The sequence below is a fragment of the Pseudoalteromonas sp. S16_S37 genome, from assembly GCF_014694405.1.
Lineage (GTDB): Bacteria > Pseudomonadota > Gammaproteobacteria > Enterobacterales > Alteromonadaceae > Pseudoalteromonas.
This window is the reverse complement of record NZ_JAAUWV010000048.1, coordinates 17,694-33,369: the sequence shown is the minus strand read 5'-3', so window position 1 is coordinate 33,369 and position 15,676 is coordinate 17,694. Positions and strand designations below refer to the sequence as shown.

Below are 15,676 nucleotides of genomic sequence, written 5' to 3'. Positions count from 1 at the left end.
AGGGCTAAACGAACTAACACCTGATGAAGTTTACTTCGGTAAGCAAAGATACGCGGCATGACTGGATCAACCACTTAAAAAGTTAGCTTATGTGTCCAACCAATGGGGTCCAGCTCTCTACTCAACTTTGAATCACTTTCATAAAGATTATTTGCAATCGCGCTTGCACTACTTAGCGTAACAGTAACGAGAAAAAAGATACCCAACTTACTCAAGTTAAATTTCATGATTAATTCCTTTTTTGAATGTACGTTAAACATCACCTATTTTCTTGTTTCATCCTCACCATAAGCACGTTCAATAGATTATCTATCAAAAATGGCCCCTTCACTGATACAAACAAAAATCACATATGATTTACACGCCTTACAATGGCAACACACCAAACAAACCATAAATTAACTTTAAATTTAAAAAAGCTGTAGCACATTTTTTTATTTGCAAATTAAGGTAAGCTATAAGATAGAAGCTCCACAATACGTCAAAGTGAGCGTCGCTCATGCGATAAAAGTCAAAATTAAATACATTCCATAACGGTAAACATCACTATAAACAAAAAGTAGATCGTGATAATTGCCGAAAAATCCACTCATTCAGCAATGACTATATTGTTTAGCAGCGTAATGCGGTGTCAAATGGGGAGTGCGCAGGTGATCTATCTTCACCTGCATTTCAAGAGATAACTCAATGGTCGCCGTTGGCGGCTACTTTATAAGCAACAAATGCAATGATACCGGTGATAAACGGAACAGGGGCTGCAATATAGCCAAATGCATCTGAATTGGCGAAACTGGCACCGGCTAAATGCCCAACTAATCCCACCACAAATGCAAGCAATGCAATACAAACAACGATGATCTCTGATTTATGTTGTGACGCAGTTTTACCTTGCATAATCCTTCTCCTTAAATGACTTTAATTGATTACAAGTTCATTATGCGCCTTCACATGGGTTGTTTTTTGACCTAAATCAAAGGCCAATTTTGCTATGAGTGCCTTGTCGAACTTCGCTTGTTTTAGATCAATTTTCACGCAATTCATCAAAAGTGCGATTAATTTTGGCAAGCTTTATTCCTAGATAAATATTTCTAATTAGTACGAAATTATGAGTTTTACATTCAGGGGTAGAAATTTCATGATTCGCCCATAGGTCAATTGTAGAAAAGGTGGATAAAAATCTATTATTGATTCATTTTTTCGATTGGATGCATAGATTTTACTCGATAGTCATGAATGACGCTTTCGCCCATACTGGGCACATCACAACAAGGAGCATATTATGAACACGACAAACTCAATTGGTTTAGACAATCAAAAAAGCCAAGCTTTGGTTAGCGCATTGAACACACTATTAAGCAGCTACCAAATTCAATATATGAATGCGCGTGGTTTTCACTGGAATATCAAAGGTCGTAACTTTTTTGAATTGCACCTTAAATTTGAAGAAATTTACAACCTACTGTTAGAAAAAGTAGATGAAATTGCCGAGCGTATTTTAACCATCGAAGGTAAGCCACTACATGCGTTTTCTGACTATCTTGAAAACAGTAAAATTGCAGAGGCAAAAAATATCAGTGACGGCTCAGAAGCCTTAAATAACCTGTTAAGTGGCTACAAAACCTTAATTTCAATGCAGCGTGAGATCTTAGAACAAGCGGGCGATGCACAAGATGAAGGCACCGCCTCGCTGATGAGTGACTATATCAAAGAGCAAGAAAAGTTAGTGTGGATGCTTAAAGCCTATCTTAACTAACTGTTCAATATGCTCTTTGTGGTGTGGTTGCTTTGACAGCAGCTCATCCATGGAGCTATAAAAGCAAGCCTCAGTTGTGGTGTTTTGCCACAGCTGAGCCAACATATTACGCGCCAACGCATTGGCTCCGATATAATTAGCCGTCTTTAATCCTCGCTGTGTTACACCAACAAAGTATTGGCGAGTGTCTTCAATACTATCAGCTGTACTCATTTCAAACTCACTCAAGTCAACAACCGCTTCAGTAATACTTTGCGGTGCAAATTGGCTTGCAGTTGCCATCAAATCACTTTGAAAAGCAATGACACCTTCTTTGTTAAATGCGCCTTTCATGCTCATGTATGCATACGGAGGGTGCATTAAAATACGCCAAAGGCCGTGTGCTATAAACATCTGACCTACCTACTTAACAACAACGTAATCTGATAATAAAGCAATAAAGAAAGCCATTTCTAGTGCCTTGTCCTGCAAACTTTTAAACCGTCCAGATGCGCCACCATGCCCCGCTTCCATATCCGTTTTAAACAATAGTAAATTATCATCGGTTTTTAGTTCACGAAGTTTAGCAACCCACTTCATCGGTTCCCAGTATTGAACTTGAGAGTCGTGCAAGCCAGTTGTTACTAAAATATTGGGGTAAGCTTGTGCGCTAATATTATCATACGGCGAGTATTGCAATATAGTTTGATAAGCGGCTTCTTCATTGGGATTACCCCACTCGTCATATTCATTGGTTGTCAGCGGGATAGATTCATCGAGCATGGTGGTGAGTACATCTAAAAATGGCACATGCACACCTACACCTAAGTAGAGCTCAGGCGCTTGGTTTACTATAGCGCCCATCAATAAACCACCAGCACTGCCACCTGAGGCAAATATCTTGTTTTTATGACCATAGCCTTGCTCAATTAAAGCGCGAGTGACATCTATAAAATCGCTGAAGGTATTTTGTTTATTGGCTTTTTTACCTTGCTCATACCAGTTTCGCCCCAACATTTCTGAGCCTCTAATATGCGCAATAGCATACACAAAGCCTCGGTCTAATAGCGATAATGTGGTGCTAGAAAAGCTCGGGTCGATGGTAATACCGTAAGAACCATAACCATACTGTAGTAGTGGGTTTGTGCCATCCTTACTGAAAGAATCTTTGCGATATACAAGTGATACAGGCACTTGCACACCGTCTCTGGCAGTAACAAACAGCCGCTCCGAGGCATAATTTCCCGCATCAAAATCGCCAAGCACTTGTTGCTGTTTACGTAAAATCTTACGTCCTGTTGTTAAGTCGCAGTCATAAACCGAGCTTGGCGTTGTTAAGCTCGAATAGTGAATTCGGACCGTTGAAGAACCGGCTTCAGGGTTGTAACCAATCCCGGCATAAAAACATGCATCATCGAAACTCAGATGATAGCTTTCACCTTGATAGTTATGTACAACAAAGCGAATTTGGCCAAGCTCACGTTCGGTTATCACAAAATGGCTATCAAATAGCTCCATGCCTTCGATCAGAATATGTTCGCGGTGGGCAATTAGCTCTTGCCATTGACTCATATCACCGATAGTGAGCTCACAGGCTTTAAGTAAGCGAAAATTCTTTGCTTGATGGTTCGATAGAATAAAATACTCGCCAGCAAGCTTATCAATCCCAAACTCATGACCCTCAAGACGTGGCAATAAACGTTTAAACTCACCCATTGGCGTATTAGCATCCAATGCCAGTACATCGCTGGTTTCAGTTGCCGCTAGATGTATGTAAATCTCGCTCTCATCACGACTTTTCCCAAGTTCCATGAAAAACTGTCGGTCTTGTTCTTCATATACCAAGATGTCGTCACTTTGTGGCGTGCCCAGCACATGACGATAAACTTGATAACCCAGTAGTGTTTGCGCATCTTTTTTAACGTAAAACACCGTTTTGTTGTCATTGGCCCATACCAATTGACCTTCCGTGTTTTCTAACACGTCGTCCAGATAGGTATTGTTACTTAAGTCTTTAAATCGGAATGTATAAATGCGTCGACCATCGATATCTTCGCTATATGCTAGGAGATTTTCATTTGGGCTTATCGTTATTTCGCCAACATCGTAATATTCATAGTCTTGCGCTAGTTCATTGATGTTAAGCAAAAGTGTTTTATCACTCAGTTGTTCATCCGATGCGCGATAGTGACTGGCATATTCATCATCACCTTGAACATCACTCACATACCAGTAATTGCCATCTTTAACTGGTACTGAGCTGTCATCTTTTACAATACGTCCTTTCATTTCTTCAAATAAGGCGTTTTGTAGCGCTTTATGAGGCGCCATATTGTGCTCTACATAGTGATTTTCTTTTTCAAGGTGCGCTATCACTTGCTCAGCCTGTCTTTCATCATCACGCATCCAATAATAATTGTCGATGCGTGTGTGTCCATGATGTGTCATGCTGTGAGGAATTTTTTTTGCAATTGGCGCAGATAGTTTATCAGTCACTACGGTGTTCCTATTTTTATTTTTTATGCAGTCTAACACAGCTGAAAAATGCCCGCAGTGTTGTCGTTGCAAAATACAAAAGGCCAATCTCACGATTGGCCTTTAGCTAATTTAGCCCTTTACGACTATGCGTTTTGAACTTTGCTTCGAGTTTTGAAAAGTCCTTTACTGCCACGCCACATGGCACGAAATAGACCTCTCACATCGGTCATGATGATGTATAGACATGGCACCAGTAATAACGTGATTAGTGTCGCAAACACCACCGCAAAACCAAGCGATACCGCCATAGGAATCACAAACATTGCCTGTAAGCTGGTTTCAAACATAATCGGTAATACCCCCACAAAGGTGGTAATAGACGTTAAAGTAATTGCCCTAAAACGCGCACAGCCTGCATTGATAACCGCCTCTTTTAGATGCGCCCCTTCTTTGCGCGCCTGGTTAACAAAGTCAGTCATCACCAAAGAGTCGTTAATCACTACCCCAGCAGCGGCAATAATGCCGTAAGTCGACATCATGCTTAAATCTAAACCAAAGAACAAATGCCCCCAAATGGCACCCACCAAACTAAACGGGATCACAGACATAACAATCAAGGGCTGTGCATAGCTTTTCAGTGGAATAGCCAGCAAAATATAAACAATCAACATGCCAACAATAAAGAATACAAGCTGTTCATTTGCTTGTGCTTGCTGCTCTTCAACAGAGCCCCCTAGCTTAGTTTTAACCGATGGGAAGTCTTTGAGTAACTGCGGTAAAATATCATCATCAATGCGCTTAGTGACGGCATTGGGTTCAACCACTTCTTCATCAATATTGCCGTACACATACACCGTACGATAACCTTCTTCGCGGCGAATATAGCTGATCCCTGGCTTTTCAATTAGGTCAACAACATCCCCTAACATCACTTCTTTGCCTTTGGGCGTTTTGATCATGGTGTGTTTTAACGATGAAAAAGCCTCTCGGGTCAGTTTAGGGTAGCGCACCATCACGCGTACTTCTTCACCATTTCTGATAACACGCTGCGCTTCACCGCCATAAAAACTAGCGCCAACCTGATTACCAATGTCTTGTAAAGAGAGCCCTAAGTCATAAGCCACAGCCTTCAATACTAACTGAATTTCCTTGCTCGCAGGGTCTATGGTTGAACTGATATCAAACAAGCCTTTTTCATCTTGTAGCATGCGGATCAGCTGACGACCTGCCGCATTTAAAGTATCAATATCAGAACCATATAATAGGTAACCAAAATCACCGTCTTGGCCTAAATTAATCACCTCTTCTTCGATTAAAATCGATTTTACGCCGGCAATTTCTGGCATATTTTCTCGCCAACGTCGGGTTAACTCGAAGGTGTTAAATGGGCGCAAGTCTTCGTCGACCAAAGGTGCCAACACTTGACCTTCTGTTCTTTCACGATTCATCACCAACACATCGCGAACCATTTTATGACCAAATTCCTGCTCAATTTTCTTATCTTCCGACATGATAAGCTGTTCTAACTGGCGAATAGCTTCAATGGTCTGCTCGTCCGAGGCATTATCATTCATGGTTAAGTTAATCGCAGGGAAGTCATGAGGAATTTTAGGCACGAATAATGTTCTGACCGCGCCGCTGGTAATAAGTGTAATGCTCATTATAAACATACCAACAAAAGCAAACAGAACCGTCCAACGCCACTGCACACACAAAGTGACAAAACGCTTATACGGGCCATTTACAAAACTGAAAAAACGTTTATTAAAGCGCACACGCCAGCTGTTTTCAGGCATTGGCTCAAACTTTGTATGGGCTATATGAGCTGGAAGGATCAGCTTTGACTCAACCAAACTAAATGCCAAACACAGTAATACAACTCCCGCGATTGAGATAAAGTTAGAGCTATCAGGTCCACTTGAGAACATCAATGGGGCAAACACCGCCATGGTAGTGAGTACACCAAATGTGGCAGGCGTTGCCACCCTTTTCGCGCCACGAATTACGTTTTCGACGCCAGGTCCCTTGTTTTCGATTTCTGTATAGGCACTTTCACCTATGACAATGGCGTCATCTACCACAATCCCTAGCACCATAATAAATGCGAACAAAGACACCACGTTAATGGTAATTCCAAGTAGTGGCATGGTCATAATGGCACCCAAGAAACAAATTGGCAGACCTAACATTACCCACAATGCCAATTTAAAGCGCAAGAAAATAGATAGCATGATGGCAACCAAAATCGCCCCTTGGAACAGGTTCGTTTTCATCATGTTTAATCGGCCATTGAGATAATAAGTCATATCAACCAACGGCACGATTTCGACACCGGCAGGCAGCTGCGCATTTTTTTGCTCAATATAGGCCTTAACAGTTTCAGCAATTGGGATCATGTTTTGATCTTTGGTCGCTTTAACCGCAATGTAAACGCCATTTTTACCGTTAAGTTTGAAATAACGCTCACCTTCTGTGAACTCATCCTTCACTGTGGCAACATCTTTAAGCAGCAGCTTCGCGCCATTCTCGCCAACCTTCACCGGGATCTGACGGAACTGCTCGCCACTATAAGATTGGTTTTCTACTCGTACTGAGATAATACCGGCATCAGTACGCAGTTGACCTGCCGATAAATTGGTTGAGTAGGCGCGAATAGCCGCAGTCACATCATTTATAGTCAAGTTATACTGACGTAACATGTCTGGGTCTATTTCTATCCCTATTTCGTCCAGCGGCACATTCACTTCAACCAAAGACACATTACTGAGTTGCAGTAATTCATCTTCAATGTTTTTTGCAATGGGCTTTAAGTCTGTCAGTGGTAAATCTGCCGATACTGTCATACCAATAACGTCTTGACGAAACTCCCTTTGGCTGACCGTTAATGGTTCCATAGCCGCAGGAAAAGTCGCGATGCCATCAACGCGCAGCTTCACTTTATCCATAACGTCAGCAAGTTCAACATCTGGGTCAATCTCCAGTGTTGCACTGCCGCCATTACGAAAGGCGCGATATACACCTTCTTCGATTTCAGTAACATCTTTAAGTGCTTCTTCAATCTTAATTAAAATACTTTCTTCGATTTCTTGAGGCGAGGCACCGGGGTAAGTTGCTTCCACATTGATATAATTGAGCTCAACGTTTGGAAACATTTGCCTTTGAATCGTAAAATATGACGCTATACCGACAATGAGGATAAACCACATTAGTAAGTTTGCTGCGACTGAGTTGTTGGCAAAATAGGCGATAATGCCCGTTTGCTTTTCGTGCTGTTGCATACTCATACTGTCCACCCGTCCTTAAAGCTTTTGAGAAGACGGTTGTGCATCTGAAGAGTCAGCACCAGCAACCTTCACGGCCATCCCTTTTTGCGGATACTCAGGTACTGTCGTAACAATTCGCTCGTTGTCGTTCAAGCCAACATTCACAAAGAAAAATTCCCCCTCTTCACGAATGACTTGCACCTTGCGAGGTTCCAGTTTGTTGTCATCATTTAGCAACCATACGGTTTGGTTATTCACTAAGTCTTGCGGTAAACGATAAATACGATTGAGTGTTTTACCTGCAAAGTTTACTTGCACAAATGCGCCAAACTTAATTGCCGGTTGATCAGACTTTAAGCCATATGGGTCGTCAATTCTAACCACCAAGTTCACCATCCGTGTTTGTGTATCAACAACACCTAAGTCTCTGTCGATCACGGCTTCACGGGTAAAGCCGTTCAAGCCACTTTGCGTTACATTAGCCTTTGTACCAGCAACGATTTTTGGTAAAAAAGCACTATCGAATCCTGCGATAGGAATGATCACTTCTGCAGATTCAATATTGTTCAGCTGTGCAACCGATGTCCCGACGCCTACAAATTGCCCTAAACCTATGTCGCGTGAGATAACCAACGCATCGTAAGGTGCAACCACCTCACAATTATCTAAATCTCGCTGCGCACGTTTCAGCGCTGCTTCTGCAGATTTAACGGATGCTCTTGCGCTCATTAATTGCGGTTTACGAAGGAATAAATCGGTATGTTTTTTGTTGGGAAAGCGTCGTGCTTCGTCTTGTGCAACATCTGCCAGCGCTTGCTCTTCTATCAAAGCAGCTTTAGCGCGAGAAAGCTCAGCTTGAGCTTGTAACAATGCGGCTTCGTAGTTGTCTTTTTCGATACGCATCAACACGTCACCGCGCGCCACAATGCCACCAGCAATAAAGCTAGGATGCCAGTAAGTCACTTCACCAGATACTTGCACTGACAACTGAGTTTGTTCAAATGGCTTAACTTCGCCATAACTATTAATTATTACTTGGTGGTCTAAAGCTGAAATTGACTCGACTTCTACCACTGGTCGGCTATCAACGGGTTCCTTTGCTTTTGGATCTGCTGCAATGGCATTTATACCTAAAGCACCAACCGCACCTATCATTAATACCGCAAAGGGCAATATCCATTTGAGAGTTTTTGTTTGCATGACTTCACCTTGTAAAATTTTCCTATGCCTATAGTAACAATAATACGCACAAGGAGAATGTGACATTTGTAATTTTATGTTTCTTACTTTGACATAAAAAAGGGTCTTTCCATAGAAAAGACCCTTTGTGACACAAGTCAATAAATTTTAACTCCAATCACTTACTCAAATTACCAAATTATCTGAAGAAAAATAGTCTCTTATAGCACAGCCTTGTCAATTTACTATGTTGAAACCAGTTATATTTGAAAAAGTAACTGTTTTACACTGCTGTTTGTCCAAGCTTAATTGATTGACAGGTGAATGAGCCCAACACAGCTGATGTTCTTTTGCTTGATTGCTAATATCTAGCCAGTCATCCATGCTCAGCTCTGGTGTATCTTGGTCATTCAATTTAGTAATAATATCTCCCACCTTTAGACCTGTGCTCTTTGACCTTGATGCCACAGATCTCACTACAAAATAACCACTAACTAGCTTTCTAAGTTCCAAACCTGACAGGTTATAGCGCGATTGGAACCCCTGTTCCCTAGGCTGCAAATAAAGCGTATTTGTATGATAATCAATTGTCGATACAAACTGATTCAAAAATGCATTACCAATTATCCACAGCTCATCTTCATCTTCTGTGGGTATAAAATTCGCTTTCACATTGGTTACAACTAAATCTGCTATTTGAATACTTTTAATATTACCTCTTTGATGATGAGCTATTCCTGATAGGCCAAAATCGGCAGCTTCAACGAGCCGTCCCATATCCAATTTATGATTTTCAATATACTGAGCGCTAAGCTTTAGGTAGTGACGTGACCCAGTATCTATCACTATCGGCATATCGACTGCGTGCTCTGTCGTTAGCTGAAACTTTGCTAGAATACTTAATTTACTGAGCGAACGTGAAAATGGTACTGCATGGCTATAAAATTGGCGCAAATGTGCTTTATTTGATATCACAATCTGTTCAGTTATCTTGTCAAATGTCCATGCAAAGTGACGCATCACATCATGACCTATAATGCCGTCGAATGTTGCTTCGTCACTACGCAAATAATATTTACTGGTAGAAATCGGAATAACTGCCAAGACTATATTTTTAAAACTCACACTGCCTAAATCTAATAGTTTCACTTGGGTCTTATAGGCGATGCTACTCTTCTCATCTCCCCATCCACCAATCAGTAACTCAGCTTGTCTAGGCAAATTCATTTTTTCAACTCTAGGTGTATCGAATAAAGCACTGAAGCTTGCGCCGCTATCAATAAGCATCTTTAAGTGATGACCATCAATATCCACATAAACATAACTTTTTTCTCCCTCGAAGTGCGCACTTAATGGTAGGCTGGTATGCTCAGACAGCCATACTGGTTTGATGTCTGAATTTGCCCACTTCATACCGACCGTATTTACAAAGCTGCACCCCGATAACATGGCAACAATTATCACCAATAGCCACTCTTTCATACATATTCCTGCATTGATTAAATTACTATCAAGATAAAATGGAAAAGGTGAAATAATCGTGAAGCGGTGTATTTAATACTCATAAAAGCATATGAATACACACCGTGTTATCCTCAACTCATCAGATTGGCTGCAGTTTACATCGCGGCAATAACGATACTAATACAGCACAAGCACTGTATGCATTTGCCTATAAAAACCAATTTATAACCCGCAATTTACTGCATAACTATAGCTTTCTTGCACAGCAAGTGGGCGACACTGAATTAGTTCATAAGCTAGATAAAGTGTTACATGATATCGCCAACACTCCATTTGATTTTATTCTACTTGCGGAGCAAGCTATTTCTCGCAAGCAATATGTAAAGGCTGAAAAGATATTGAACAAACTAATTCATGATACACCTTATCTACCCGAACCATTTTTCTCATTAGCAAAAATCTACTACCTCGAAGGGGATATAGAAGCTACTCAACAGTATTTACAAAGTGCTTTAGATAAAGCTGAGGATCAGCAAAAACAGGGGATCTATCAGGCTAAACTCTATACATTAAAATAGTTTAATAGCAGTTATAACCAAATCAAAGCGCAAAATTAAATACAATGTTAATTTGTTATTAACAATATATTTACCTTGGCGTTTTTTCGTTTTACCTTAGGTGTGTCTAACTTTTAGACAAACTCACAATAAGCATGTAAGGATAAACAATGAAAAAACGCTATTTCCTCCCGGTTTTAGGCTTAGCCTCGATGACAGCGCTAGCACAGGCACCTTTAACCGAAACGCAAATGATGAGCTTCACCAGTAAAACCAATGAAGCGGTGATCGGCAAAACTGCAACATTAAACCTCGCGCTCAGCGGTAAAACAAACACCATTATGCAAACCATCTCTCATCCAGATGCAAGCTATATCAAACTACACTTTAAGAACGTTAACCTCAAAGGTGGCGGCAAACTGGTAGTTAGAGCAAAGGATAATAGCGAGCGTTATGAGTACACAGAAGCCGATATGCGCAAAGCTACTTTTGAAAAAGGTGACAATGGCGTAAATCACTTTGCAGCTATGTCGGTATCTAGCGATGCAGTCATTGTTGAGTACACACCAGGCACAGATTTAAATACCACATTGGGTACACCTGTTGTTGATTATTACCACTTTGGTATTGAAAACCAATTAAGTAGTGATGATTTTGGCACTGACTCAACATGTGGCGCGATGGAGCGCCGTGATGTGCAATGTTGGTCGCAATCTCACCCTGAAGAGTTTGAGCGCAGTCGACCTGTCGCGCGCCTAGTCATCGGCGGTCGCAGCCTATGTACTGGCTGGCGTGTAGGTGCGGACAACCGCATGTTTACTAATAACCACTGTGTCGAAACCGCTTCTGAGCTAACTTCAACTGAAGTATGGTTTAACTACCAACACACCACGTGTAATGGCACAACCAAAGAAACTGTTGTAAAAGTTACAGGTAAAGACTTCTTAAAAACGGATTACACTCTAGATTATACGCTATTTACAGTAAACAACTTTGAGCAAACTCAGCCATTTGGCTACTTTGGTCTGGATGTGAATGATGCCACTCAAGGTCAACGCATTTACATTCCTCAGCACGGTGCAGGTAATCCTAAAGAGCTCTCTATCGAGTCAGACCAAGACAATAATGGTTTATGCCAAGTCAACGAAGCAAATGCGAATGGCCGCGGCACAGGTACTGATTTAGGTTATTACTGCGATACCATTGGTGGCTCATCTGGCTCACCAGTTGTTGCAGCAGATACACGCGATGTAATCGCTTTACACCACCTCGGCGGCTGCACAAACAAAGGCGCTAAAATAAGCAAGATTTGGCCACAAGTATCCACACACTTTAACAATGAAGTGCCTACTGGTGACCAACCAACTGGCGACCCAGTTCCAGTTGCAAGCTTTACTTATTCATGTGATCTACTGACTTGCCAATTTGACGGTTCTGCGTCAAGAGTAACAGATGGTTCAATTACTCAACATGAGTGGCAATTTGGAGATGGTAGCAACGTTGATTTTGGTAGTACTGTGAGCCACAGCTATGCCAGTTCAGGTGATTATTCAGTTACCCTCAAAGTGACTGATAACAATGGTCAGACAGCTTCATTAAGCAAAACAGTGTCTGTAACCAATGCTGATGACCCAGCACAACTGCAAAAAGGCGTAGCAAAAACGGATTTATCTGGTGAAAAGTACACCGAGCAATTTTTCTACTTCGATGTACCTGCTGGCGCATCAGAAATTACGTTTAAAATGGCTGGTGGTACAGGGGATGCAGACTTGTATGTACGCAAAGGCGAAAAACCAACAACCTCAATCTATGATTGCCGTCCGTACCGTTGGGGCAATGGTGAAACCTGTACACAAAATGATGGCGCTGGTCGTTACCATGTCATGATCAGAGCATTTTCATCTTTTAATGGCGTACAGCTAACCGCTGACTATACTAATTAAGGCATATCGGGGAGCATGTAGGCAGCGAGTGAGCTTACACGAGCATAAAGCGCATACCTGACATGCACGTCATTCTCCATATCTGTTTCATACCCAAGGCGACATCTCCTGTCGCCTTTTCCCTGAGTTAACTAAGCACAAGTTAAGTTATAAATCGTACCAAAGGCCTAACCAAGCTCTGTTTTCATTTTCAAAGCTATCCCCTTCTACTCGGCTTACTCCCAAATCAACACGAAAATCGCTCAATCCAGCTGGTGCAAATTTGCCTAACCATGATTGACCATTAAAACCCATTGACCATTTTATGCCATAGCTTTGTCCAAATACCTGTTCATCAAGTTGATGTTGTTGATAGTACAACCAAGGAAACTGCTCTTGTAATGTGATGGCTCCACCATATCCCTCATATCGATGACCTTGAGCGGCGTAAAATGGTAAGTCGGGGGCAGTAATGGTGTTTACCATGCTATTTTGCGGTAACAAAGACGAGCTAAACCCACCTAAATATAAAGTCTGTTGTTGTCGCTTCGCAAATTGATAAGACACATACATGGGTATATGAAAGACTTTGCCAAATAGTGTGGCATCGAGATTTTGGCCCTGCCAGTCCTGCCCGTGGGTTTCCCCTTCACTCCAAAAGCTCGCCAACTTTTGGCCAATGGCAAATGATTGATTGTCATATTGCCACAGCTGCTGCGCTCCCACTCTTAACCAGCGGTGATCAACGCTTTGCCCTTGTACATCGGCTTTACCAAGCAATCCTGAAAACTGCCCCTGCAAACGTAGCTGCTGCCACTGATAACTATGACTAAACTGTCCATAAATACCATGTTGCTGCACAGTATCGCCAAGGCTTTGGAGCTGTTGTTTTTGGGTATCTAACTTATAATCAAATATATGCATATCCCATTGCAACGCGCCTTGCTGATATCTCACTTTGGCAAATACCCCGTTGAGCGCATTACCTGCAATATCTTGGCTCAACCCCGCATGCCAGCTTAGTTTTTCTAAAAAGTCAGACCCTTTAACGCCGATATTTAGTAATGAAGTACTTGCAGATGCATATTGTGTCCCTAATACCAACGATGCGCTTTGTTGCCAAATATCATACGGACTTACAGCCGCTTCATAATGATAGATTTCTGCTGCTGGGAGTCGAATTGACGCGTTAAATTGTTCCGTATTATCTTCTATCTTAGTGCCTTTGATATGGCTTTTTTCAGATACGTTCTCGTTGCGAGGAGCAAGTTCATACACCAGTTCACCATGTAAAGTGGCTGGCAGCTGATACATATCATTACCTTCAAAACCACTTGATAAATAAAGTAAACCACCATCAGGTTGTGCTATCGGAAAAGCAAACAGTGATTGGCCCTGCGTTAGCCTGTATAAAGCCCCCGTTAGCAATTCGAATCGATAAATATCTACACGACCTTCGCTGCCAGCTATAAAATAAAGCGCTTCACCACTTTTAGACCAATTCGGCTGAGTTGCATATTGATAACCTTGAGGCATCGGTACTTGGATAGTTTGCTGAGTATTTAAATCTTGTATATACAACTGCCAATTCTGGTTTAGCGTATGTTTAAAATAGGCTAGCTTTTGCTGTGCATTATGCAAAGTTGGGTAATCATACAAAGTACTTAATTGCTTTGAAAATAGCGACTTAACCGTTTGATCACGTAAGTTAATTTTTACCAATTCAGAATGACCATTAATCACCTGCTCGGCAAATACAGTATTGCCGTCATCACTGAGTGTGAAGCGGCGAATAGCAACCCCTTGTGTTAATTGTTCAACCTTGCCAGTGTTAAGAGACCAACTAAATAACTCGCCTCGACGCACTTGCATTACATCAGCGTCATTCACCGATGCTACAAAATAAAGCGTATTTTCGTCGCGCCACTGCGGGTAACGTATACCCGAAAAGTTTATTGGCTCTAGTGTATGAAGTGTCTTTTTCGCAAAGACCTTTGGCCGAGTATCTACGATATCTTGTGGATCAGCGCTTAAAATTTCTTTTTGTTTTTCTATAAACTTTTGCTCTTCAGCAGCGTCAGGTTTGGTTTCATACACGTTGAGTCTTACTCTGCCTTTGGCGTCACTTTCAACAATTGCGAGCTTGCTGCCATCAATACTGAGCACAGGGCTCGTCGCAGCATATTGATAATCTTGCCAAAGTTCACTCATAAGCGGCGACTCTTGCTGCTCTTTAGCCATCGCTTGATAAGTAAACTCAGCCACAAAGCGACGGTAGAGCGTACTCGGTTGCTCGGAAAATACGCCATAAAATGCGCTGTTAAAATCTCGAGATTCCACCGCTCTCATACGTGTCCAGACAGCATCAAGCATTTGCTCTGAGTAACGCTGTTCAAGCCAGGCTAAAAATCGTCCGCCTATCAAGTACGCCATGGATTTTGAGTAATATTCATCGTTCCCCTCATTTAGCTGAGCGTACGATAAAAGTGCCCCTTGCTGAGCAAGCTCTGTTAATAACGCCTCACCAAAATTATCATAAATTCGCCCACGCCCAGTCATTTTTGACTCCATTAATGTGGCATACCCTTCGGCAACCCAACGAGGCATCATCGCCTGAGAAATATCATATAAATCCCAAGTATCACGAAAAGCTTGCCGCCATTGATGTCGACTTGGCTGCGATAAATGTACCAAATGAATGTACTCATGAAGGATTAATAGCTGCTGCCAGCTGGCATGATTTGATATAACGCTGTCTGATTGAGGTGGCGTGGTAAATAAGGCCATAAGCGGGTTGTCTGTGCTTGGTAGAGCAAATCCATTCGCGGCATGACTGGGGTCAAACACCACTACATCCGCTTTACCTGCAAGCACACGCTTTTGCTGCTGCCACACTTTATCTCTAACTATTTCAAGTTCTTGTGCAGCTGAGCGTGCCCACGCTTCGTGACCCTGCGTGTAATGAATATTAAAGTGTTCAGTATTTAGCGTAAACCACTTAGGTGCTGCCCAAGCTGGCATGATGAACATGCTCGAAAAGGTAATCCAACTGGCAACAAGTAATCTTAAGCGCATAATTCC

At 41.9% G+C, this 15,676-nt stretch carries 11 protein-coding genes; 3 read left to right on the top strand and 8 right to left on the bottom strand.

What is annotated here, in order from left to right:
- Positions 1-74 precede the first annotated feature (74 nt).
- The gene (locus HC733_RS17255; RefSeq protein WP_190366256.1) at positions 75-227 is read right to left on the bottom strand and encodes a hypothetical protein; all 153 of its coding nucleotides are present in this window, start codon (positions 225-227) and stop codon (positions 75-77) included.
- A gap of 457 nt (positions 228-684) precedes the next feature.
- A complete protein-coding gene (locus HC733_RS17250) occupies positions 685-894 on the bottom strand; it encodes a hypothetical protein (RefSeq protein ID WP_190366255.1) in 210 nt (69 codons plus the stop codon).
- 385 nt (positions 895-1,279) lie between these two features.
- Between HC733_RS17250 and HC733_RS17245 the strand changes: the two genes are divergently transcribed.
- Entirely contained in the window at positions 1,280-1,753 is a 474-nt protein-coding gene (locus HC733_RS17245; protein WP_190366254.1) for a Dps family protein, read from the top strand.
- Here HC733_RS17245 and HC733_RS17240 read toward each other — a convergent pair.
- The 5 genes from HC733_RS17240 to HC733_RS17220 all read right to left on the bottom strand — a co-directional run bounded on the left by HC733_RS17240 (position 1,721) and on the right by HC733_RS17220 (position 10,134).
- On the bottom strand, positions 1,721-2,146 hold the full coding sequence (locus HC733_RS17240; protein WP_190366253.1) for a hypothetical protein: 426 nt from the start codon (positions 2,144-2,146) through the stop codon (positions 1,721-1,723). The genes HC733_RS17245 and HC733_RS17240 overlap by 33 nt on opposite strands.
- A 9-nt stretch (positions 2,147-2,155) precedes the next feature.
- Entirely contained in the window at positions 2,156-4,228 is a 2,073-nt protein-coding gene (locus HC733_RS17235; RefSeq protein ID WP_190366252.1) for a prolyl oligopeptidase family serine peptidase, read from the bottom strand.
- Positions 4,229-4,353: 125 nt separating this feature from the next.
- The gene (locus HC733_RS17230) at positions 4,354-7,494 is read right to left on the bottom strand and encodes an efflux RND transporter permease subunit (RefSeq protein ID WP_190366251.1); all 3,141 of its coding nucleotides are present in this window, start codon (positions 7,492-7,494) and stop codon (positions 4,354-4,356) included.
- A 15-nt stretch (positions 7,495-7,509) separates the two neighbouring features.
- Positions 7,510-8,673, bottom strand: coding sequence for an efflux RND transporter periplasmic adaptor subunit (locus tag HC733_RS17225; protein WP_190366250.1), 1,164 nt, complete (start codon positions 8,671-8,673; stop codon positions 7,510-7,512).
- A 216-nt stretch (positions 8,674-8,889) separates the two neighbouring features.
- Entirely contained in the window at positions 8,890-10,134 is a 1,245-nt protein-coding gene (locus tag HC733_RS17220; protein ID WP_190366249.1) for an aspartyl protease family protein, read from the bottom strand.
- A gap of 104 nt (positions 10,135-10,238) precedes the next feature.
- On the opposite strand from HC733_RS17220, the gene HC733_RS17215 reads away from it, so the two are divergent.
- A complete protein-coding gene (locus HC733_RS17215) occupies positions 10,239-10,694 on the top strand; it encodes a tetratricopeptide repeat protein (RefSeq protein ID WP_190366248.1) in 456 nt (151 codons plus the stop codon).
- A 149-nt stretch (positions 10,695-10,843) separates the two neighbouring features.
- On the top strand, positions 10,844-12,616 hold the full coding sequence (locus HC733_RS17210; RefSeq protein WP_190366247.1) for a PKD domain-containing protein: 1,773 nt from the start codon (positions 10,844-10,846) through the stop codon (positions 12,614-12,616).
- A 147-nt stretch (positions 12,617-12,763) separates the two neighbouring features.
- On the opposite strand, the gene HC733_RS17205 is transcribed toward HC733_RS17210, so the two are convergent.
- Positions 12,764-15,670, bottom strand: a complete 2,907-nt coding sequence (locus HC733_RS17205) for a TolB family protein (protein WP_238937597.1) — start codon at positions 15,668-15,670, stop codon at positions 12,764-12,766.
- Between the last annotated feature and the right edge of the window lie 6 nt (positions 15,671-15,676).

Excerpts from the sequence above, each read along its gene's own strand:
- HC733_RS17225 (WP_190366250.1), bottom strand. The coding sequence starts at position 8,673 with ATGCAAACAAAAACTCTCAAATGGATATTGCCCTTTGCGGTATTAATG.
- HC733_RS17210 (WP_190366247.1), top strand. The coding sequence starts at position 10,844 with ATGAAAAAACGCTATTTCCTCCCGGTTTTAGGCTTAGCCTCGATGACA.
- HC733_RS17255 (WP_190366256.1), bottom strand. The coding sequence starts at position 227 with ATGAAATTTAACTTGAGTAAGTTGGGTATCTTTTTTCTCGTTACTGTT.
- HC733_RS17230 (WP_190366251.1), bottom strand. The coding sequence starts at position 7,494 with ATGAGTATGCAACAGCACGAAAAGCAAACGGGCATTATCGCCTATTTT.
- HC733_RS17205 (WP_238937597.1), bottom strand. The coding sequence starts at position 15,670 with ATGCGCTTAAGATTACTTGTTGCCAGTTGGATTACCTTTTCGAGCATG.
- HC733_RS17245 (WP_190366254.1), top strand. The coding sequence starts at position 1,280 with ATGAACACGACAAACTCAATTGGTTTAGACAATCAAAAAAGCCAAGCT.
- HC733_RS17220 (WP_190366249.1), bottom strand. The coding sequence starts at position 10,134 with ATGAAAGAGTGGCTATTGGTGATAATTGTTGCCATGTTATCGGGGTGC.
- HC733_RS17250 (WP_190366255.1), bottom strand. The coding sequence starts at position 894 with ATGCAAGGTAAAACTGCGTCACAACATAAATCAGAGATCATCGTTGTT.
- HC733_RS17240 (WP_190366253.1), bottom strand. The coding sequence starts at position 2,146 with ATGTTTATAGCACACGGCCTTTGGCGTATTTTAATGCACCCTCCGTAT.